Origin of the sequence: Glutamicibacter sp. ZJUTW (assembly GCF_008370855.1) — a bacterium.
GTDB classification, from domain to species: Bacteria; Actinomycetota; Actinomycetes; order Actinomycetales; family Micrococcaceae; genus Glutamicibacter; species Glutamicibacter nicotianae.
The window spans coordinates 2981105-2999086 of record NZ_CP043624.1 but is presented as its reverse complement, the minus strand read 5'-3'; the positions used below and the strand labels follow the sequence as shown (position 1 = coordinate 2999086).

Below are 17982 nucleotides of genomic sequence, written 5' to 3'. Positions count from 1 at the left end.
GGGCGCGTGTCGCTGCGGTGCAAGCCAGAAAGAAGAAGACGATGAGTGCACAGAAACTAGTACTGATCCGCCACGGACAGACCGAATGGAACAAAGCAGGACGACTGCATGGACGCAGCGACCTGCCGATGAACGACACGGGCATCCGCCAAGCCCAGCAGCTCGCCGCCGAGCTGGCACCTCAGGGACCGTGGGATGCAGTGTATTCCTCCCCGCTGTTCCGTGCCCGCCAAACCGCGCAGATCATTGCCAACAGCATGGGCATCCGCGCCCTGCACGAGAACCCGGAACTGATGGAGCAGGACTTCGGCAATCTGGAAGGCACCCTGGTTGCCAATGGTGCCGATGAGCAGCGCCAGCTGCTGGTGGGCACCGGCGAAACCGAAGAGCACCTGGTGGGCCGTGCAGTGAACGCGTTGTTCAAGATCTGCCATCAGCATCCGGGACAGAATGTCCTGGTAGTCAGCCACAGCGCCTTGATCTGCTCGGTGATTGCCGCGCTCACCGCAGAAAGCAACCCGCGGATGGCCAATGGAACCTATGTCGAACTGGACCCGCAGCTGCTGATCAACCACGTATCGCGTGAGCCGCTCTGGCATTAGAAACAAAGCGCAAGGCACAGCATCGAAACATCAAGCGGTCAGCTCGAGAATTCTTGCTCTTGATCCACTGGGACAACGAAAAAGCCGGTGCGGCCTGATCCCAGCAGGACCTGGCCGCACCGGCTTGTTAGCAGGTGGCTACAGCGAGCGCAGGACCAATGCGGTGCCCTGGCCGCCGCCGCCGCAGATGCCGATGGCACCCAGCGAACCGGCAGGCAGTTCATGCAGCTGACGGGCCAGGGTGCCAACGATTCGTGCACCGGAAGCACCGATCGGGTGGCCCAGGGCGATGGCACCGCCATGCGGGTTCACGATGGAGGCATCCAGGCCGAGCGCCTTGGTGGACTGCACCGACACGGCAGCGAAGGCCTCGTTGATTTCCACCGCCTTCAGATCCTTCGCTTCGGCACCTGCCTTTCGCAGGGCTGCGCTGATTGCGTTGGATGGCTGCTCGTGCAGGGTACGGTCCGGACCGGCAACAAAAGCATGAGAGAGGATTTCCGCCAGCGGCTTCAGACCCAGTCGCTCAACGGCCGCGTCGCTGGCCAGCACCACTGCCGCGGCGCCATCGGTGATCTGCGAGGAGTTGCCTGCGGTGATGGTGCCTTCCTTGGCGAAGGCAGGGCGCAGCTTGCCCAGGGACTCCACTGTGGTGTCTGCGCGGACGCCGTCATCTTCGCTGATGGTGGTGTCGCCACGACGGCTGGAAATGGTGAAAGGCGCAATCTCGCCGGCTGCGAAATCGCGGGAAGCGGCAGCGCGCTGGTGGGAAGCGGCCGAAACCGTATCCTGGGCCTCGCGGGTCATCGACAGCTTGGCGTTGTGCTCCTCGGTGGAAGCACCCATCGAACGCTTCTCGGCGGCATCGGTCAGGCCGTCGTATTCCAGGGTGTCGATCATTTCGATGGCACCGTACTTGGCGCCGGCACGGGCGCGCTGCACGTGCGGAGCCAGCGACATCGATTCCTGGCCGATGGCCAGGACGACATCAGCTTCGCCGCTGTTGATCAAGCGGGCACCTGCCACCACTGCTTCGGCACCCGAAAGGCACACCGCATTCACCGCAATGGCCGGAACATCCAGTGGAACACCGGCGCCCACAGCGGACTGGCGGGCCGGATTCTGGCCAGCGCCGCCCTGCAGCACCTGGCCGACGACGACCTGCTGCACCTCGCTGGGTGCTACTCCGGCGCCTTCCAGTGCCGCCTTGGCGGCGTGCGCGCCCAGCTCGGTGGCGGGAACCGCGGCGAAAACGCCATTGAACTTCACGAACGGGGTGCGGGCGTAGCCCACGATCTTTGCGGTCATGCTTTCAGATCCTCCACAATATCCACGGCAAATTCCGCTGCCGTGATTTCCTTGATGCTTTCCACGCTTTCCCCCGGGGCTACTGCACGCAGGGTCAAGCTCGAGTTCTCTATATCAAACACTGCTCGATCGGTGATGATGCGGTTGACCACGCCGACTCCGGTCAGCGGCAGGTCGCATTTCTCCACGATCTTCGATGTTCCGTCCTTGGCCACGTGATCGGTCAAGACGATCACGCGCGGGGTGCCGGCGACCAGATCCATGGCGCCGCCCATGCCCTTGACCAGCTTGCCCGGGATGGTCCAGTTGGCCAGATCGCCGTTGGCGGCCACCTGCAGGGCTCCGAGGATCGCGGTCTGGACGTGGCCGCCGCGGATCATGCCGAAGGAGGTCGCCGAATCGAAGAAGCTGCCGCCGGGCAGGATCGTCACGGTCTGCTTTCCGGCATTGATCAAATCAGCGTCTTCTTCGCCTTCATAGGGGAAGGGGCCCATGCCCAGCAGGCCGTTCTCGCTCTGCAGCTTGACCGATACGCCGTCCGGCAGGTTATTGGCCACCATGGTGGGGATGCCAATGCCCAGGTTCACGTACTGGCCATCTGTCAGCTCGCTGGCGGCGATGGCCGCCATTTCATCTCGAGTCCACATGTTCAGGCCTCCTCTCGGCTGCGCACGGTGCGCTGTTCAATGTCCTTGACCTCATCGGCCTGGACCAGGGTCTGCACGAAAATTCCCGGGGTTTCCACCAATGACGGGTCCAGGTAGTCATCGAGGATTTCTTCGGCCTCGGCGAAGGTGTGCCGGCCGGACATGGCGGCCAGCGGGTTGAAGTTCTTCGAGGTCATCCGATAGCGCAGGTTGCCTTCCGCATCCGCCTGGTGCGCCTTGACCAGGGCGATGTCGGCGGAGATGCCGCGTTCCAGGATTGCCGGCTTGCCATTGAATTCCATGACTTCCTTGCCTTCGGCAATCGGCGTCCCCACGCCGGTTGGCGTGAAGAACGCGGGGATGCCGACACCGCCAGCACGCAGGCGCTCGGCCAAGGTGCCTTGCGGGCAGAATTCAACTTCCAGATCTCCATCAAGGAACTGCTGGGCGAACAGCTTGTTCTCCCCGACGTAGGAGGCCAGGACCTTGGAAACCTGCTTGTTTTCCAACAGGACGCCCAGCCCCTTGCCATCCACGCCCATGTTGTTTGAAACGATCGTCAGGTTGGTTGCTTTCGAGTCCCGCAACGCGGTGATCAGCCGGTTTGGGATGCCGGATAGGCCGAATCCGCCTACTGCGATGGTCATGCCATCCTTGACGACGGCAGCCAAAGCAGCGGCTGCGTCATCCTGAAACTTCGTTGTCATCGATTCCTCCATGTGTCCACTATGTGGAGCTCGGATCTGCTTAGTCCCTAACGTACGTAGTCGCAGGTGAGCATGCAATAGGCCCGGAGATTTGCCGGTGAATTGGTCGGATGGTGAGGAGAAGTGGACACCCTGTCCATATCATGGACGCGTATGACGGGAGCTAGACGATGTCGAACTCGTTGCCTTCGATATCGAGCATGCAAATGGCGAAATGGCCCATCTCGGGCATGTCGTGAACGGTCTGGACCGTTGCCCCCAAACCGACTAGGCGCTCTGCCTCGTCGGTGATGATCTGCCGGCGCTGCTCGAAGCGGACACCGCGGCCGCCGCTGACCAGCAAATCCAGATGCAGGCGGTTCTTGACGTGCTTGGCTTCCGGCACCTGCTGGAACCAAATCCGGGGACCACCACCGTGCGGATCGACCAGAGACTCCGGAGCGTCGCCGGCGCCGGGCGGCAATTCATCCTCGGGCACACCCATCGACCGCCAGTAGGCGCGCCAGGTCGGATGCCCATCAGGAGCGGGCTCGGGAACGTAGCGCAGCGCCTCGGTCCAGAACCGGACCATCGCTTGCGGCTCAGCGCAGTCGATGACGATCTGCCATGTCTTTTCCATGTGCCAAATTATCCGCCGATCGGCCCCACTGCAACAGGGGTGCGGCGACAAAGTATGAAGCCGAAATTTACCCGGCCCGAACCCCCATCGTCCATAATGTGGTCATGAGCAATTCCCCGGCTGGAACCCAGGTCGTCGGACGGCTGGCCGCCGTGCTGCGCGCCGTGAGCACCTCCATGCCCGAGGGCATCACCACGACGCAGGCCGCCCGGAGCACCGCGTTGGCCCGCCCCACCGTGCACCGGCTGCTCAGTGCGCTGGCCACCGAAGGATTCTGCGACCACGATAACCGCACCGGCCGCTGGCTGCTGGGCCCCGAGCTCTACCTCATGGGCGCGGTGGCGGCCGAACGCTACGACATCAGCGAACTAGCCCGCGAACACGTGGCAGCGCTCGCCGAGGCCACCGGAGAAAGCGCGTTCCTCTCGGCCCGCCGCGGGGACGAAACCGTGTGCCTGCTGCGCCAGGACGGGGCCTTCCCGATCCGCTCCTTCGTCCTGTATGAAGGCCGGCGCTTCCCGCTCGGTGTCGCCTCGGCCGGCATCGCCATTCTTGCGTTCCTGCCCGAGCAGGGGATCGAACGCTACCTGCGCAACGCCGACCTGGAGCCGGAATACGGGCCGGCGCATTCGCGCGACGAGCTGCGCAAGAAGGTCGCCGAAACCCGCCAGCTGGGCTATTCGGTCAACCCCGGACTGATCGTCGAGGGGAGCTGGGGCATGGGCGCTGCAGTTTTCGACAACTCCGGGCAGCCCGCCTGGGCGCTGAGCCTGACCGGAATCCACACCCGCTTTGAAGAAGGCCGCCGTCAGGAACTGGGCAACCTCTTGCTGCACCACGCCCATGAGCTGTCCACCAAGCTGTCCAGCCGGCCAGGCACGCTGCCGCGCTAGTTCTTCCTTCCCCTATACAAAGCTTCCTGCGGTAGTCTTTCAGATCGGCGGGAATGCAATTCCACAGGTTCCCAGCGACGCAGTACACGTGCAAGAAGGACAGAAAATTTGGGCATTATCCCGGCCGGCATCAACACCCCGCAGATCATCGTTGACGTAGCGAAGCTCCAGCAGAACATCGACCGGGTGGCCCATCGGGTGGCAAGCCAAGGGCTGAAACTGCGCCCGCATGCCAAGACCCATAAGATGCATGAGATCGCCGAACGCCAGATGAACGCCGGTGCCGCCGGACTCACCGTGGCCACCGTGGGCGAAGCCCTCGCCTTCGCGTTGCACGGGGTCGCCAAGATCTTCATCGCCTACCCGCTGTGGGTCAATGAATCCCAGGCAGAGCGGATCATGGAGCTGATGCGGCGGGCCAAGCTGAGCATCGGCACCGATTCGGTCGAAGCCGTCCAGCAGATGGCCAAGATGCTGGGGGAGAAGGCCTCCAAGGTCAAGCTCATCATCGAGATCGACAGCGGCCATCACCGAAGCGGCACCAGCCCGCAAGGCGCAGTCGAGATTGCCGAGGTCGCCCGTGCTTTGGGGATGCGCGTGCACGGGATCTTCACCTTCCCCGGCCACAGCTACTCGCCGGACGGCATTGACGCGGCATTGAACGATGAGCACAAGACCTTGGCCGAGGCGGCTTTCCTGCTGCGCGAGGCAGGGCATAAGATCAAGCGGATCAGCGGCGGTTCCACACCGACGGCGGAACTCAGCGACAACTCGGTGCTGACCGAGGTGCGTCCCGGGGTCTATGTCTTTGGCGATGCGCAGCAGTTCGAACTAGGGCGCGTGCGCTGGGAGGACATTTCGCTTTCTGTCGCATCTACCGTGATCAGCCGGCATGAAGGCGATGCGCAGATTCCCCGGCGCATTGTGCTGGACGCGGGCAGCAAGGTGCTGGGAGGCGACCGCCCGGCTTGGGCTACCGGCTACGGGCGCATCGCCGAATGCCCGGAAGCCCGGATCAGTGCGCTGTCCGAGCACCATGCCACCGTGCTGTGGCCCGAAGACCAGCCGCTGCCGGCCCATGGCCAGCAGCTGCAGGTCATCCCCAACCACGTCTGCGTCGCAGTAAACCTGGTTGATACCGTGCTGGCCGTGCATGAGGACGGCACCAGCGAAGAATGGGATGTGGCGGCCCGCGGGCTGAACTTCTAGTTTCCGCAATCTGATGCCAGGCAGCTGCACGAGCTGATTCCGAGCCGTCGCCTACCCGGTCCTTTCAAGAAAACGCAGCATGCAACGCGACGCAGGATCCAAATGGTTCTTGGTCTTGAGCTGGCTTTTGGAACGGCGCAGCGACGACAATTTCCCAGGATCTTCCGCCAATGCCAGCACCCGCGGGTCGATATAGGATCCGGCGGCGATTTCGGGAGTATTGCCCAGTTTTCTGGCGGCTTGCTCGACGGCCAGCTTACGCAGATTCGTTGCATCTTCGGCCGCCATCGCTGAGGCGGGAGCCTCAAGCAATGCCTCGAACGCTGCCAAGCTGCCGCCCCAGGTTCTGAAGTCCTTGGCCGTGAAATCGCCATCCAAATGCTCGGCGAGGTACTGGTTGATCTGTGATGGCTGAAGCAAGCGTGACTTCCCATCTTCGTCCAGATAGCGGAAAATCTCATAGCCCGGTTGATCGCGCAATTCAGCCAGTACTTTTACCAGTCGTCGGCTCCTGATTTTCACATGCTGCTCCTGGCCGCTCTTGCCAGGAAAATCGAGGGTGGCGCAATGCCCTTGGACCGCCAGATGCTTGGATCGCAACGAAGCAGCCCCGAAGGATTCGTTGGCATGCGAGTATGCATGCGTGCCGATGCGCAGCAGGTGAAGATCCAGCAGCATTATCACGGCCGCAGTGACCTTGTTCTTGTCGCTGCTTCCCCGGCGCAAATCCCGCATCAGCTGACGGCGGAGATTCGGCAGCGCACGGCCGAACGCTGGCAACCGGTCGAATTTGGCGGCATCCTGGCGATCACGGAATTCCGGGTGATAAATCATCTGGGTGCGTCCTGCCGCATCTATTCCGCGAGCTTGGACCTTGGCCCGCGAACTGGCCGCGATCTGGACCTGTTGCCAAGCCGGCGGAATCGACAATTTCCTGATCCGCTCCAGCAGGCGCGGGTCCTTAACGGAGCGCGAGCCTTCCAGATAGAAGAAGCCGGTTCCTGCGCGTCGGCGCGTGATGGGAAGCCGCGAGGTTCGCCGTGCCGCCATGGCAGCCTCCTGTTGGTTTAGTAGCCGTGGAATCACGGACACACTACCGCCGATCCTTTCACGGAACCGGGCGTTCGCAGGAAAATCCCAGCCCTCCCGCGCCGGATGCGCATCACCGGCGGGTGGACCGGGGGCCTGCAGCGGGTTGATTGCGCCTGAACCGCCCTGGAATCGCGCCAGTGGCCGCAACAAGGCATGATTGGAGATATGGAAAATAGTGCTGCGCCCGCATGGGTGGCGAATTACCAGCCCGGAGTCCCTGCCGAAATCGAGTTGCCCACCGAACCGCTCAGCCGCATGTTCGAGCGCTCGGTTCGCGAAGCCGGCCAAAGCCCGGCCACCGAGTTCTTCGGCCGCCGCACCAGCTACGCCGATCTGGGGGACCAGGTGGCAAAGGCCGCCGAAGGCTTGCGCAGGCTCGGCGTGCGTGCCGGGGACCGCGTGGCACTGGTCCTGCCCAACTGCCCGCAGCATGTAGTCGCTTTCTACGCGATCCTGCGCCTTGGCGCCGTCGTGGTGGAGCACAACCCGCTGTATACCTCGCGCGAACTGCGCCACCAGTTCGAAGACCACCAGGCGCGCATTGTGATTGCCTGGGACAAGGTCGTGGCCAACCTCCAGGAATTCCCCAAGGACGTGCAGCTCGACTCGATCGTCTCGGTCAACCTGCTCGAAGCTTTCCCTGCGGTCAAGCGCCTGGCGCTGAACCTGCCGGTGAAGAAGCTGCGCGAGACCAAGGCATCGCTCACGGCCCGCACCTCGGGCACCGTGGCTTGGAAGGAGCTGCTCTCCGGGCCGGCACTGGATGAAAGCCACCCGCATCCGGATGTCAATGACCTGGCGGTCATCCAGTACACCTCGGGCACCACCGGGCACCCCAAGGGCGCCATGCTCACCCACTTCAATCTGTACTCCAACGCCCTGCAGGGCGAGGCTTGGATGCTCGGTGCCAAGGAGCGCGAGGAAATCCTCTACGCGATCCTGCCGATGTTCCATGCCTTCGGCATGACCCTGTACCTGACCTTCGGCGTGAAGAAGCAGGGCCTGCTGGTGCTCTTCCCGAAATTCGACCCGGACATGATCCTGGATGCCTGGAAGAAATCCCCGGCCACCGTGTACTGCGCGGTGCCGCCCATCTACGAACGCACCGCACTGGCCGCCAAGGAACGCGGGATGTCGCTGAAGAGCGCCAAGTACTGCATCTCCGGGGCAATGAATCTGCCGGACCACGTGGTGGAGCTATGGGAATCGATGTCCGGCGGCCTGCTGGTGGAAGGCTACGGGATGACCGAGTCCTCCCCGGTGGCACTGGGCAACCCGTTCCACCCGAGCCGCCGCACCGGCACCATCGGCGTGCCCTTCCCCTCGACGCTGATGAAGGTCGTCGATGTGGAGGATCCCTCCCGCGAAGTGGCCCAGGGCGAACCGGGTGAATTGCTGGTCAAGGGCCCGCAGGTGTTCCAGGGCTACTGGAACAACCCGGAGGAAACTGCCAAGGCCATGACCGGGGACGGCTGGCTGCGTTCGGGAGATGTGGTCACCGTGGACGAGGACGGCTTCGCCCAGGTGGTGGACCGCGCCAAGGAACTGATCATCACCGGCGGCTTCAATGTTTCACCGACCGAGGTGGAGATCGCGCTGCGCCAGCATGCCGATGTTGCCGATGCCGCAGTCTTCGGCAAGCCATTGGCCCGTGGCGGCGAAATGGTGGTTGCCGCGGTGCAGCTCGAAGAAGGCGCCGGGCTGAACGAGGACGCGTTGCGCGCCCACTGCCGCGAGCTGCTGGCCGCCTACAAGGTGCCCAAGCGCATCGTGCAGATCGACGAGATGCCGCGTTCGCTGCTGGGCAAGATCCTGCGCAAGCAGGTCAAGGACCAAATGTCGGACCTGGTCTAGGGACTCAGAGCCTACGGGTAGTCGTGAGTGGCGGGAGCGCGGTTGAGTTCCGGTTTAACGTATAGCGTTATTGACGCATCGCGTTAAGCGTGGCATGCTGTAGGTGTGATCAGATCCTTCGCCGACAAGGCGACTGAGCGACTTTGGCATCGCGATAAGGTGCCGTCGGTCGATCCCCGTGTCCAGAAGGCAGCCATTCGAAAGCTGACGCAGATCCATGCCGCTCGATTCCTCGACTCGCTGCGCGTGCCACCTGGCAACCGGTTGGAGTCGCTGAAAGGCGACCGTGTGGGACAGCACAGCATCCGGGTCAACGATCAGTGGCGAATCTGTTTCAGCTGGACAGAAGGAGGTGCCGAGAATGTCGAACTCGTCGACTACCACTGAGAAGTGGGATCCCGTTCATCCAGGTGAGGTTCTCATGGAGGACTTCATCGAAGCGTTCGGGATCACCCAGAACAAGCTGGCTGTATCTATCGGCGTGCCGCCACGCCGCATCAATGAGATCGTGCACGGCAAGCGTGCGATCACTGCTGACACGGCGTTGCGCCTTGGGCGCTACTTCGGGATCGACCCGCAGTTCTGGCTCAACCTGCAGTCGCACTATGAGCTGGAGCTAGCCCGGGACCGGGTGTCTGAGCAGATCGAGGCGATCACACCTCTAGCCGTCGCCTGACCAGTACAGGATTCGTTGTTCGGCGCGACCGGCAGGCGCCTGAGGACGTCGCGAAGTTGCTCGCCACGGTCCCCGAGTGATTCGCGCGGCCGGATTCCAACGAGGATTGCATCGAGGCAGCTCACTCCAAGGAGACGTGGGCTATCCGAAGCAGTGAGGGGACGGTCGTCGACGTCACGCTGATCGATCGCCATTTTCCGCGTGTCGCTGAAGTGCACCTCACTGTCGTCATCGGGGCTGCTGTAGGCGGGTTTTGCCGAGGGCCGAGTGCTTGCCCCTCGCGAATTGAAGTCGTTGGTGCCCACCGTGAAGCGAACTGTCCAAGTCCCGTACTATAAGGTCCCAATCGGTGCCTTTGGCCTCCACGCTGGGGCTCGAGTGCGTGAGATCTGCATTGGGATCGAAGAGGAACCATCGCCGCTCATCGATTGACCTTTCGACGGTGCCCGCGCCTGAGGATCAACACAACCAGTTCATCGTCCACGACGTCATGAACGACTCGGTAGTCACCGGTTCCGATGCGATACGCCACGAATCAGTGGCCGACCTCGGCGGCCAGATCCTCGTGGGAGATGGGTTCGGTCTCTTGGCGCGCGGCCGCCGCGGCACGAATGTCGGCTTGATCTTCCAACGCCTGGAGCGCGCGATCGCAGAACTCCGGAGATACGACGACTGCGCGTCGACCAGCCCCGCGGGAGGTGATCACGACAGGCTCACGCTGTGCTGTGGCGATGAGATCGGCCTGGCGGTTGCGGACGTCGGCGAGGGCTACGGAAATCATGAACCCATGGTAGATCTTGTACAAGAAGGCAACATGGGTTTTGGCTTACAGGGGTTGTTATGAGCGGCGGCAATGCGGTGCACCTGCACTATCCCTTCACCGGGCTCTGGCTGGTCCAGAACAGCCCGGCGGACCGGGTGCCCAGCCACGGAACAACCCTGTTCGCCTCATCCTACGCCATCGACTTCGTCCAGGTCGATGAGCAGGGAGGGTCCGCGCCAGTGACCGCCAGGACCTGGTTAGGTACGGAGGAGCCGACGAGCTTTTTCGGTTTCGGGGCGCCCATTCTGGCGCCATGCGCCGGGACCGTGATCGCGGCGGACGCCTCGATGCCCGACCATCGCGCCCGACGCGGGCTGGCATCAGTTGGCTATGCGCTGACCCAACGCCAACGGCTTGCCCACGGGTGGCAGGCGCTCGCCGGGAACCACGTGATGATCCAAACCGGTGCAGCGGTCGTTGCGCTATGCCACCTGAAACAGGGAAGCCTCGAAGTTGGCGTCGGAGACCACGTCGCGCTTGGGGATCTCATTGCCGCATGCGGCAACTCCGGCAACAGCACCGAACCGCATGTTCATGTGCAGGCTATCGACAGGCTGCCCGTGCACGCAGCCGAGGCGGTGCCGATGCTTTTCGACGGCCAGCTGCCGCGCAACGGCAAGATTCTGGAAATTCCTTGAACGGCCCAAGGGCCGTCAAGCCAAGTATGGATGCCAGCATACTTAGCACGGGAGTCTAATGTGTGAAACACATTATCCAGTTCCAGAGATGTTTCGATTCGCAGCAGAACAAGCACACAACACATACTCGCACTGATGGTGTTGGTGTGTGAGTAGCTCCAGTAACACGAATGGCCCAAGCGATACTGGGACGCGGTTAGAGGCGCTCAGCGCAACCGCGGCATCGCCGAGAGCAGCAGCTTCGTGTATTCCTGCTGCGGAGCTGCGAAGACCTGGGCTGTCGCACCCTGCTCGATGATCTTGCCTTGATGCATTACCGCGACGTTATCGCTCATATGCTCGATGACCGATAAATCATGGCTGATGAACAGGTAGCTGGTCCCGGTCTCGACCTGGATCCTATCCAGCAGATCCAGCACGGTGGCCTGGATGGAAGCATCCAAGGCGGAGACCGGCTCGTCGAGGACCAGCACCGATGGCTTCGGTGCCAGCGCACGGGCAATGGACAGGCGCTGGCGCTGCCCGCCGGAGAGCTCGCGCGGATTGCGGTCCAGCAAACCAGGGGATAATTCAACCTGTTCCAGTAGTTCGGCGACCGGGACCCGGTATTCGGCAGCGCGCTTGGACTTGCCCCGGCTCAGCGCATCGGCCAGCAGCTGGCCCACGGAATAGCGCGGGTCGAAGGATCCCAGCGGGTTCTGGTAGATCGCGCCCATCTGCTCGCGCAGCTTCCGGCGCTGCGGCTCATGGGCCGGGGCGAAGCGTTCGCCTAGCAGCTCGACGGTGCCGGCATCCGGTGGCTGCAAGCCCAGGACCATGCGGGCAGTGGTGGTCTTGCCCGATCCGGATTCGCCAACGATGCCCAGGGTCTTGCCGCGGGGTACCTCGAAGCTGGCCGACTCGACGGCCGTGTGCTTGCCGAAGCTCTTGGACAGCCCGTTGGCCGACAGAGCGCTGGAAGCCGGCGCGGGATCTTTCTGCATCGGTGCGGCCAAAGGCCTGCTGGATGCCGACAAGGGCGCGAAGCGCGGCACGCCCGAGGGCACTGCGCGCAGCAGCTGCCGGGTGTACTCATGCTGCGGGTTGCCCAGGATCTGTGCGGTGACTCCTGCCTCGACAATCTCGCCTTGGCGCATCACCGCGATGTCATCGGCCAGGTGGGCGACCTGGGCCAGGTCGTGGCTGATCATCAGCACGCCGCGGCCCTGCTCCTTCAGCTCGCGCAGCTGCGCGAGAACCAAGGCGGTCAGCGCCGAGTCCAGCGCGGTGGTGGCCTCATCGGCGATGACCACCTGCGGGTTGCCGGCCAGGGCCTGGGCAATCAGCGCGCGCTGGCGCATGCCGCCGGAAAGCTCGGTGGAACGCTGCCTGGCGCGGCGTTCGGGTTCGGGCATGCGCACGGACTCAAGCACCTGGATGACCCGCTGCTGCCGCTCGGCCCGGGGAAGCTTGCCGTGGGCCTTGAGCGCGTCGCCGATTTCCCTGCCCACTGGACGCAACGGATCCAGCGCCATCAGCGCATCCTGCAGGATCATCGAGACGGAATTGCCGCGGATCTGCTGCCAGCTGCGCTCGGACAGCGACAGGGCATCCTGCCCGCAGACTTCCAGCGCGTCCGCGGTCGCAGTGCCGCCGGAGAGTCCCAGCAGGCTGCGTGCGGTCACGGATTTGCCGGAGCCGGATTCGCCCACCAGCGCCAGGCAGCGTCCGGCTTGGACGGTGAAGGAAACGTTCTTCACCGCCACGGTGGAACCGAAGCTGACCGACAGGTTCTTGGCGGTGATCAATGCTTGCCCGTTCATGCGGTCCTGGCCTTTCCGCCCAGCGCGCGGCCGATCAGGGTGGCGCCGGCGGCCACGAAAACAATTGCCAGACCGGGGAACAGGCTCATCCACCAGGCCAGGTGCAGGTAGGTGCGCCCGGCCGAGAGCATGGCGCCCCATTCAGGGGCTGGGGGCGGGGTGCCCAAGCCCAGGAACGACAGCGCCGCGGCCCAGATGACCGCCTGGCCAATCCCGAGGGTCACCAGTGCCAGCAGGGGCTTCAGGGCGTTGGGGACCAGGTGGTTGCGCACGCGCAGCCAGGTGCCGCGGCCCAGCACGGTGGCCGCTTCCAGCATTTCGGAGCTCTTCAGCGTGCGGATCTGGCTGCGCACCAGCCGGGCATAGCCCGGTGCGGTGGACAGGCCTACCGCGACGATGGCTGGTCCGACTCCGGGACCGGTGAAGGCGATGATCAGCAGTGCCATCAGCAGGGAAGGAATCGCATACAGCGCTTCGAGCACGCGCAGGATGATCTCATCGAGCCAGCGCGGGGACAGCGCCGCGACGGTGCCCAAGACGATGGCCAGACCCATGCCCAGCGCGGTGGCGGCCAACCCGATGGCCAGCGAGTCGCGGGCGCCATGGATGACGCGGGTATAGATGTCGCGGCCGGATTCGTCGGTGCCGAAGAAGTGCGTGGTGCCGGGCGCCTGGAATGCCTCGGCCGGGTTGACGGCCAACGGGTCGCCCGGGGCCAGCACCGAAGGGGCAAGAGCGATCAGCGCCCACAGGGCGATGAAGGCGATGCTGAGGATCTTCGCGGTGCGGCTCATGAGCTCGCTCCTGCCGGGTCGATGGCGCGTTCAAGGCCTTCGGTGATGGCCATGACCACGATGTACACCAGTGCGGAGAACAAGGCGATGCCGGTAACCATGGGAATGTCGCGCGCCAGCACCGCAGAGAGCAGCGAGCGGCCAAGGCCCGGGCGGGCGAAGATCGCCTCGACCACCACTGCCCCGGAGAGCAGCGAGGAAAAGGCCCACCCGGTCAGGCCCAGTGCTGGCAAGGCGGCATGGCGTAGGCCATGGCGCCAGAAGACTGCCAGCCGGCTCTCGCCGCGCGCCCGGGAGGCCAGCGCGAACTGGCTTGACATGGCGTCGGAAAGCGAATCGCGCATCAGCTGGGTGAGGAATCCGGCTAGCGGCAAGGCCAGGGTCAGCACCGGAAGGACCAGGCCCTGGGTCGTGCCGTTGTCCACCGCCGGCAGCCAGCCGAGCATCGAGGAGAAGAGCATGATCAGCACCGCGCCAAGCCAGAAGTGCGGCACCGCGGCGGCAATGATTTCCACGATATTCCCCACCCAGGCGCCCACCCGGTTGGCGCGCATGGCCAGGGCGGCGAAGCACAGGGACAGCACCCACGCGGCGGCCAGGGCGAGCAGCGCCAGCCAGAGGGTGTTGGGCAGGACCTCGCCCATGATGCCGATCACCGGCTGCTTAAGCGAATAGGAGGTTCCGAAATCGCAGGTGGCCAGCTTGCCCAGGTACATCAGGTACTGGGCGATGAGCGGCCGGTCCAGTCCATACTCGGCGCGGGCAGCGGCCAGCGCTTCGGCCGAGGCCTGGGAGCCGGGGCCGCCCATGATTGCTTCGGCCGGGTCGCCGGGGATCAGCCGGATGGCGATGAAGATGGCGGTGGCGACCAGCCACAGCACCACCAGCGCGCCGCCGATCTTGCGCCCGGCCCAAGCAATCGTGCCCACCGGTTGCTACTCGGTGATGAAGGTGTCGTAGTAGATCGGCGAGGACACGGCGGTGGTGGCGCCGACTCCGTGCACGTTCTTGCCGTAGAGGAAGTGGTTCTGCTGGTCGTAGAGCGGCAGCACGTAGTAGCCCTCGAGCACCAGCTTCTGCGCCTGCTCGTACAGCGAAGCGCGTAGCGCCTCGTCATTGGTCTGCTCGGCCTCGGCCAGGATCCCATCCAGCTTCTCGTTCTTCACCTGCGCGTTGTTGGCAAAGTAGCCCGATGGCGCAGGCACGGTCGAATTGGAGTGGTAGAGGATGCGCAGCACCGACGGGCCGACCTTGGTGTACGGAGCGGAGACCAGGTTGTATTCATGCTTGGCCAGGGCGCCGTACCAGCTGGACAGATCCAGTAGCTGGATCTTCACCTCGAAGCCCACGGCCTTGGCCTGAGCCTGGAACTGCTCGAACAGCGACTGCTCGGCGGGAACCGACTGGTTGGTGGAGACCGGGAAGTCCAGGGACAGGCGCTTGCCGTCCTTCACGCGGTAGCCTTCGGCGTCGCGTTCGGTCCAGCCAGCTTCATCGAGCAGCTCATTGGCCTTGGCCGCATCGGTGCCGAACAGCGACTCGTCGGAGTAGCCCAGCGGCTCCACGGAAGAAAGCAGCGAGTAGCTGCGCTGCGCGGTGCCGAAGTAGAGGGCGCTGATGCCGGAGTTGGCATCCACGGCGCGGATGAACGCTTCGCGCACGCGCTGGTCATCGAATGGCGCCTTGGAGCTGTTCAGCTCGATGCGGTTGGAAGCGCCCGGGCGCGGTGCATCCAGGTGGCCCAGCGAGTTGTCCTTCGTCGCGGTGGCAATGGTGTCCGGCTGCGCGTTGTCGATCACGTCGACCTCGCCGGACTGCAATGCGGCGTAGCGGGTGGCGGCCTCCGGGATGAAGCGCCAGGTGATGCCATCCAGATAGGCCTTGTCATCGGCACGCGCCGTGTCGCCCACCGGCAGCACGTAGTCGTCGTTGCGGACCAGGTTCACTGCCTTCTGGTGCTCCCAGGACTCGACCTTGAACGGGCCGGTGCCTACCGGGGAGGCGCAGTTGGTGGCCTGGTCGCGTTCCAGCGCCTTGGGGGATTCGATGGCGGTCCACGGCATGGACAGCGATTCGAGCAGCGCGTTATCCGGGGAGGAGAGCGTCAGCTTGGCGGTGAGCTCATCAACAATTTCGATGTCCACTACCTTGCCCACGGCCAGGTAGCCGGTGGAGGAGGCGGTATTCGGATCCTTCAGGTGCTGGATATTGGCCTTGATGGCCTCGGCGGTGAGCTTGGTGCCGTCGGTGAAGGTGATGCCGTCGCGCAGGGTGATGGTGCGGGTCAGGCCGTCCTCGGACACTTCGGTGCTTTCGGCAAGCCACGGGATGATCTTCCCGTCCGCATCCTTGGTGAACAGGGATTCGAGGTACTGGCTAGCCACCAGGGCCTGCGGGTAGTTGCCGCCCACATGCGGGTCCAGGCAGGACGGCTCGGCATCCCCCGACGCGTAGACCAGGGTGCCGCCGGCTACCGGCTTCACATTCTCTTCGGTGGAATCGGATCCGGCTCCCGCCGAGCAGCTGGCCAGCAGGGATCCAATGAGCGGGAGCGCGATAGCGCAGCCGAGGATCCGGGATGCGCGCGAGTTTCGTTGCATGGGGAAGTGCTTACCTCGATGAACTAGTGGTGATGACCAAACCAACTCTAGTCATCCGGAACGCATTCGTCAGATCGGAGCGTCCCGCTCCGATCTGGCGAATGGCGGGCAGTGGCAGTCTGCGAAGCGGACTACTTTTCGCTGGCTACGGTCATGCGGCGGTTCTCGTGGACCGGGGTTTCGATCTCATCGAGGATCGCTACGGCGAAGTCCTGGGAGGAAACGAAGTCGCCAGCCGGCGAATCGGCGCCCAGGGTGTAGCTGCCGGTGCGGCGCGCTGGCATGATGACCGGGGCCGGGGCCACGACGGTCCAGGTGATGCCGGACACCGAGGTGAACATGTCGTAGACCTCGGCGCTGGTGGTGGCCTCGGCCTTGTATTCCTCGGGGAATCCCGGGGTGTCGACCAGGCGCACGCCCTCGACTTCGGTGGCGCCGGCGCCGCCGACCACCACCAGGCGGGCTGGAACCAGGGTTTCGGTGATCTGTTCGAAGGCATCCAGGTATTCCTGGTGGTCGCCGCCGGTGCGCGATGGCGGCACGGCGATGACGATTACGTCGTTGCCCTTGCCCAGATCGCGGTAGGCCGCGCCGTCGCCCAGTTCGGCTGCCACTGCGGTGGTGCCTTCGACGTCCTTGCCCGAACGGGTGACCGAGGTGACCTCGTGGCCGCGGGAAATGGCTTCGGCAACAACTTCCGAGCCGACCATGCCGGTCGCTCCGTATACTGCAATCTTCATGGTGTTCTCTTTCTTTGAGGGAATTGGCTTCGACACAATGGTATCCTTTAGATACCGACTACTACAACGAAACTAGGTTTCCTCATGGATAGCCATGAACCTTTCGACGTGTTCATGCAGGAATGCCCGTCACGTGAAATTATGCAGCGTCTAGGCGATAAATGGACACCGCTGGTGCTTCTGGCGCTGGCGGGCGGACCGCAACGTTTCTCTGCGTTACGCGAACGCATCGGAGCTGTCACGCCCAAGGTGCTCACCAATACCTTGCGCAATCTGGAGCGCGATGGGCTGGTGCAGCGCACCGTGTTCGCCCAGGTGCCGGTGCGGGTGGACTATGAACTGACCGATTTGGGCCAGGGGATCCTGGAACCCATGGAAATCCTGCGGCTGTGGTCAGAGGAGCATGTGCCTAAGGTGCTCGCCGCCCGCGAGCGGTTTGACGCGCGCGGCTAACGCCCAGGCGACGCGGCCGGTTCCAGGGGCAGGAACATGAAGTGCAGGCCCACCAGCCCCTTGGCCGGATGATTGAAGGCTCCCGGGATGGTGCCCAGGATCGTGAAGCCCAGCGATTGCCACAGGTGCACTGCCGCCTCATTGGTTTCGACAACTGCGTTGAATTGGATGCCGTGGTAGTTTTCCTGCCGGGCCCACTCGATCACGTAGCGGCCCAGCGCTCGCCCCACGCCGCGGCTGCGGGCTTCCGGGTCGACCAGGAATGAAGCGGTGGCGATATGGGATCCGGCTCCGGGCTTGTTCGGGCCCATCTTCGCTGAACCGATGATCCTGCCCTCATCCACGGCGACCGCCGTTTGGCCTGGCGGCTCTTCCATCCACCACGGACGGGCTTCCTCAAGGGACTGGCCCTGCGGGAAAGCGTACGTTTGCCCTTCATCCATGATCTTGCGGTAGAAGCCGTAGATCTCAGGCCAATCCTCGGCGGTGCTAGTGCGGATCTGCATGCGGGTGAGCCCAACTTTT

Annotated in this window: 20 protein-coding genes; 8 read left to right on the top strand and 12 right to left on the bottom strand. The window is 63.8% G+C overall.

The genetic code is table 11. The features are described from left to right. Positions 1-41 precede the first annotated feature (41 nt). Positions 42-602, top strand: coding sequence for a histidine phosphatase family protein (locus tag F0M17_RS14110; protein WP_149597358.1), 561 nt, complete (start codon positions 42-44; stop codon positions 600-602). Positions 603-740: 138 nt separating this feature from the next. Here F0M17_RS14110 and F0M17_RS14105 read toward each other — a convergent pair whose 3' ends face one another. The 4 genes from F0M17_RS14105 to F0M17_RS14090 form a co-directional block, all read right to left on the bottom strand. Beyond that, positions 741-1910, bottom strand: coding sequence for an acetyl-CoA C-acyltransferase (locus F0M17_RS14105; RefSeq protein WP_141357313.1), 1170 nt, complete (start codon positions 1908-1910; stop codon positions 741-743). Then, entirely contained in the window at positions 1907-2557 is a 651-nt protein-coding gene (locus tag F0M17_RS14100) for a CoA transferase subunit B (protein WP_038993255.1), read from the bottom strand. Before F0M17_RS14100 ends, F0M17_RS14105 begins: the two co-directional genes overlap by 4 nt. Positions 2558-2559: 2 nt before the next feature. Next, positions 2560-3264, bottom strand: a complete 705-nt coding sequence (locus F0M17_RS14095; protein ID WP_149597357.1) for a CoA transferase subunit A — start codon at positions 3262-3264, stop codon at positions 2560-2562. A gap of 163 nt (positions 3265-3427) precedes the next feature. Next, complete coding sequence (locus tag F0M17_RS14090; RefSeq protein ID WP_121867382.1) at positions 3428-3883, bottom strand: VOC family protein; 456 nt, start codon at positions 3881-3883, stop codon at positions 3428-3430. Positions 3884-3987: 104 nt separating this feature from the next. On the opposite strand from F0M17_RS14090, the gene F0M17_RS14085 reads away from it, so the two are divergent. Next, the gene (locus F0M17_RS14085; RefSeq protein ID WP_066141779.1) at positions 3988-4776 is read left to right on the top strand and encodes an IclR family transcriptional regulator; all 789 of its coding nucleotides are present in this window, start codon (positions 3988-3990) and stop codon (positions 4774-4776) included. 108 nt (positions 4777-4884) lie between these two features. Beyond that, entirely contained in the window at positions 4885-5985 is a 1101-nt protein-coding gene (locus tag F0M17_RS14080; protein WP_149597356.1) for an alanine racemase, read from the top strand. A gap of 51 nt (positions 5986-6036) precedes the next feature. Here the strand turns inward: F0M17_RS14080 and F0M17_RS14075 are convergent, their stop codons facing one another. Next, on the bottom strand, positions 6037-7035 hold the full coding sequence (locus tag F0M17_RS14075) for a DNA topoisomerase IB (protein WP_149597355.1): 999 nt from the start codon (positions 7033-7035) through the stop codon (positions 6037-6039). 207 nt (positions 7036-7242) lie between these two features. On the opposite strand from F0M17_RS14075, the gene F0M17_RS14070 reads away from it, so the two are divergent. The 3 genes from F0M17_RS14070 (at position 7243) to F0M17_RS14060 (ending at position 9607) form a co-directional block, all read left to right on the top strand. Then, complete coding sequence (locus tag F0M17_RS14070; protein WP_149597354.1) at positions 7243-8931, top strand: long-chain-fatty-acid--CoA ligase; 1689 nt, start codon at positions 7243-7245, stop codon at positions 8929-8931. Positions 8932-9036: 105 nt separating this feature from the next. Beyond that, positions 9037-9318, top strand: a complete 282-nt coding sequence (locus F0M17_RS14065) for a type II toxin-antitoxin system RelE/ParE family toxin (RefSeq protein ID WP_038993261.1) — start codon at positions 9037-9039, stop codon at positions 9316-9318. Beyond that, positions 9293-9607, top strand: coding sequence for a HigA family addiction module antitoxin (locus F0M17_RS14060; protein WP_121867377.1), 315 nt, complete (start codon positions 9293-9295; stop codon positions 9605-9607). Before F0M17_RS14065 ends, F0M17_RS14060 begins: the two co-directional genes overlap by 26 nt. A gap of 535 nt (positions 9608-10142) precedes the next feature. Here F0M17_RS14060 and F0M17_RS14050 read toward each other — a convergent pair. Next, the gene (locus F0M17_RS14050; protein WP_073707765.1) at positions 10143-10388 is read right to left on the bottom strand and encodes a type II toxin-antitoxin system prevent-host-death family antitoxin; all 246 of its coding nucleotides are present in this window, start codon (positions 10386-10388) and stop codon (positions 10143-10145) included. Positions 10389-10447: 59 nt separating this feature from the next. Here F0M17_RS14050 and F0M17_RS14045 point away from each other — a divergent pair, with 59 nt between their 5' ends. After that, positions 10448-11068 carry a M23 family metallopeptidase gene (locus F0M17_RS14045; RefSeq protein WP_149597353.1) on the top strand — a complete coding sequence of 207 codons (621 nt, stop codon included), beginning with the start codon at positions 10448-10450 and terminating at the stop codon, positions 11066-11068. Positions 11069-11274: 206 nt separating this feature from the next. Here the strand turns inward: F0M17_RS14045 and F0M17_RS14040 are convergent, their stop codons facing one another. The 5 genes from F0M17_RS14040 to F0M17_RS14020 all read right to left on the bottom strand — a co-directional run bounded on the left by F0M17_RS14040 (position 11275) and on the right by F0M17_RS14020 (position 17004). Next, the gene (locus F0M17_RS14040) at positions 11275-12870 is read right to left on the bottom strand and encodes an ABC transporter ATP-binding protein (RefSeq protein ID WP_149597352.1); all 1596 of its coding nucleotides are present in this window, start codon (positions 12868-12870) and stop codon (positions 11275-11277) included. After that, positions 12867-13664, bottom strand: coding sequence for an ABC transporter permease (locus tag F0M17_RS14035; RefSeq protein WP_121867374.1), 798 nt, complete (start codon positions 13662-13664; stop codon positions 12867-12869). Before F0M17_RS14035 ends, F0M17_RS14040 begins: the two co-directional genes overlap by 4 nt. Then, positions 13661-14593, bottom strand: coding sequence for an ABC transporter permease (locus F0M17_RS14030; RefSeq protein ID WP_149597351.1), 933 nt, complete (start codon positions 14591-14593; stop codon positions 13661-13663). Before F0M17_RS14030 ends, F0M17_RS14035 begins: the two co-directional genes overlap by 4 nt. A gap of 6 nt (positions 14594-14599) precedes the next feature. After that, on the bottom strand, positions 14600-16264 hold the full coding sequence (locus tag F0M17_RS14025) for an ABC transporter substrate-binding protein (protein WP_149597350.1): 1665 nt from the start codon (positions 16262-16264) through the stop codon (positions 14600-14602). A gap of 131 nt (positions 16265-16395) precedes the next feature. Next, positions 16396-17004, bottom strand: a complete 609-nt coding sequence (locus F0M17_RS14020) for an NAD(P)-dependent oxidoreductase (protein WP_149597349.1) — start codon at positions 17002-17004, stop codon at positions 16396-16398. An 84-nt stretch (positions 17005-17088) separates the two neighbouring features. Between F0M17_RS14020 and F0M17_RS14015 the strand changes: the two genes are divergently transcribed. Beyond that, positions 17089-17457, top strand: coding sequence for a helix-turn-helix domain-containing protein (locus tag F0M17_RS14015; protein WP_038993270.1), 369 nt, complete (start codon positions 17089-17091; stop codon positions 17455-17457). Here the strand turns inward: F0M17_RS14015 and F0M17_RS14010 are convergent. Continuing rightward, positions 17454-17963: a GNAT family N-acetyltransferase gene (locus F0M17_RS14010; protein ID WP_038993271.1), complete on the bottom strand. Its 510-nt coding sequence runs from the start codon at positions 17961-17963 to the stop codon at positions 17454-17456. The two genes, F0M17_RS14015 and F0M17_RS14010, sit on opposite strands and share 4 nt — an antisense overlap. Between the last annotated feature and the right edge of the window lie 19 nt (positions 17964-17982).

What these genes read in the sequence shown, in the direction of transcription:
- F0M17_RS14110 (WP_149597358.1), top strand. Translation starts at nt 42, where the DNA reads ATGAGTGCACAGAAACTAGTACTGATCCGCCACGGACAGACCGAATGG.
- F0M17_RS14105 (WP_141357313.1), bottom strand. Translation starts at nt 1,910, where the DNA reads ATGACCGCAAAGATCGTGGGCTACGCCCGCACCCCGTTCGTGAAGTTC.
- F0M17_RS14100 (WP_038993255.1), bottom strand. Translation starts at nt 2,557, where the DNA reads ATGTGGACTCGAGATGAAATGGCGGCCATCGCCGCCAGCGAGCTGACA.
- F0M17_RS14095 (WP_149597357.1), bottom strand. Translation starts at nt 3,264, where the DNA reads ATGACAACGAAGTTTCAGGATGACGCAGCCGCTGCTTTGGCTGCCGTC.
- F0M17_RS14090 (WP_121867382.1), bottom strand. Translation starts at nt 3,883, where the DNA reads ATGGAAAAGACATGGCAGATCGTCATCGACTGCGCTGAGCCGCAAGCG.
- F0M17_RS14085 (WP_066141779.1), top strand. Translation starts at nt 3,988, where the DNA reads ATGAGCAATTCCCCGGCTGGAACCCAGGTCGTCGGACGGCTGGCCGCC.
- F0M17_RS14075 (WP_149597355.1), bottom strand. Translation starts at nt 7,035, where the DNA reads ATGGCGGCACGGCGAACCTCGCGGCTTCCCATCACGCGCCGACGCGCA.
- F0M17_RS14070 (WP_149597354.1), top strand. Translation starts at nt 7,243, where the DNA reads ATGGAAAATAGTGCTGCGCCCGCATGGGTGGCGAATTACCAGCCCGGA.
- F0M17_RS14060 (WP_121867377.1), top strand. Translation starts at nt 9,293, where the DNA reads ATGTCGAACTCGTCGACTACCACTGAGAAGTGGGATCCCGTTCATCCA.
- F0M17_RS14050 (WP_073707765.1), bottom strand. Translation starts at nt 10,388, where the DNA reads ATGATTTCCGTAGCCCTCGCCGACGTCCGCAACCGCCAGGCCGATCTC.
- F0M17_RS14045 (WP_149597353.1), top strand. Translation starts at nt 10,448, where the DNA reads ATGAGCGGCGGCAATGCGGTGCACCTGCACTATCCCTTCACCGGGCTC.
- F0M17_RS14040 (WP_149597352.1), bottom strand. Translation starts at nt 12,870, where the DNA reads ATGAACGGGCAAGCATTGATCACCGCCAAGAACCTGTCGGTCAGCTTC.
- F0M17_RS14035 (WP_121867374.1), bottom strand. Translation starts at nt 13,664, where the DNA reads ATGAGCCGCACCGCGAAGATCCTCAGCATCGCCTTCATCGCCCTGTGG.
- F0M17_RS14025 (WP_149597350.1), bottom strand. Translation starts at nt 16,264, where the DNA reads ATGCAACGAAACTCGCGCGCATCCCGGATCCTCGGCTGCGCTATCGCG.
- F0M17_RS14020 (WP_149597349.1), bottom strand. Translation starts at nt 17,004, where the DNA reads ATGAAGATTGCAGTATACGGAGCGACCGGCATGGTCGGCTCGGAAGTT.
- F0M17_RS14015 (WP_038993270.1), top strand. Translation starts at nt 17,089, where the DNA reads ATGGATAGCCATGAACCTTTCGACGTGTTCATGCAGGAATGCCCGTCA.
- F0M17_RS14010 (WP_038993271.1), bottom strand. Translation starts at nt 17,963, where the DNA reads ATGCAGATCCGCACTAGCACCGCCGAGGATTGGCCTGAGATCTACGGC.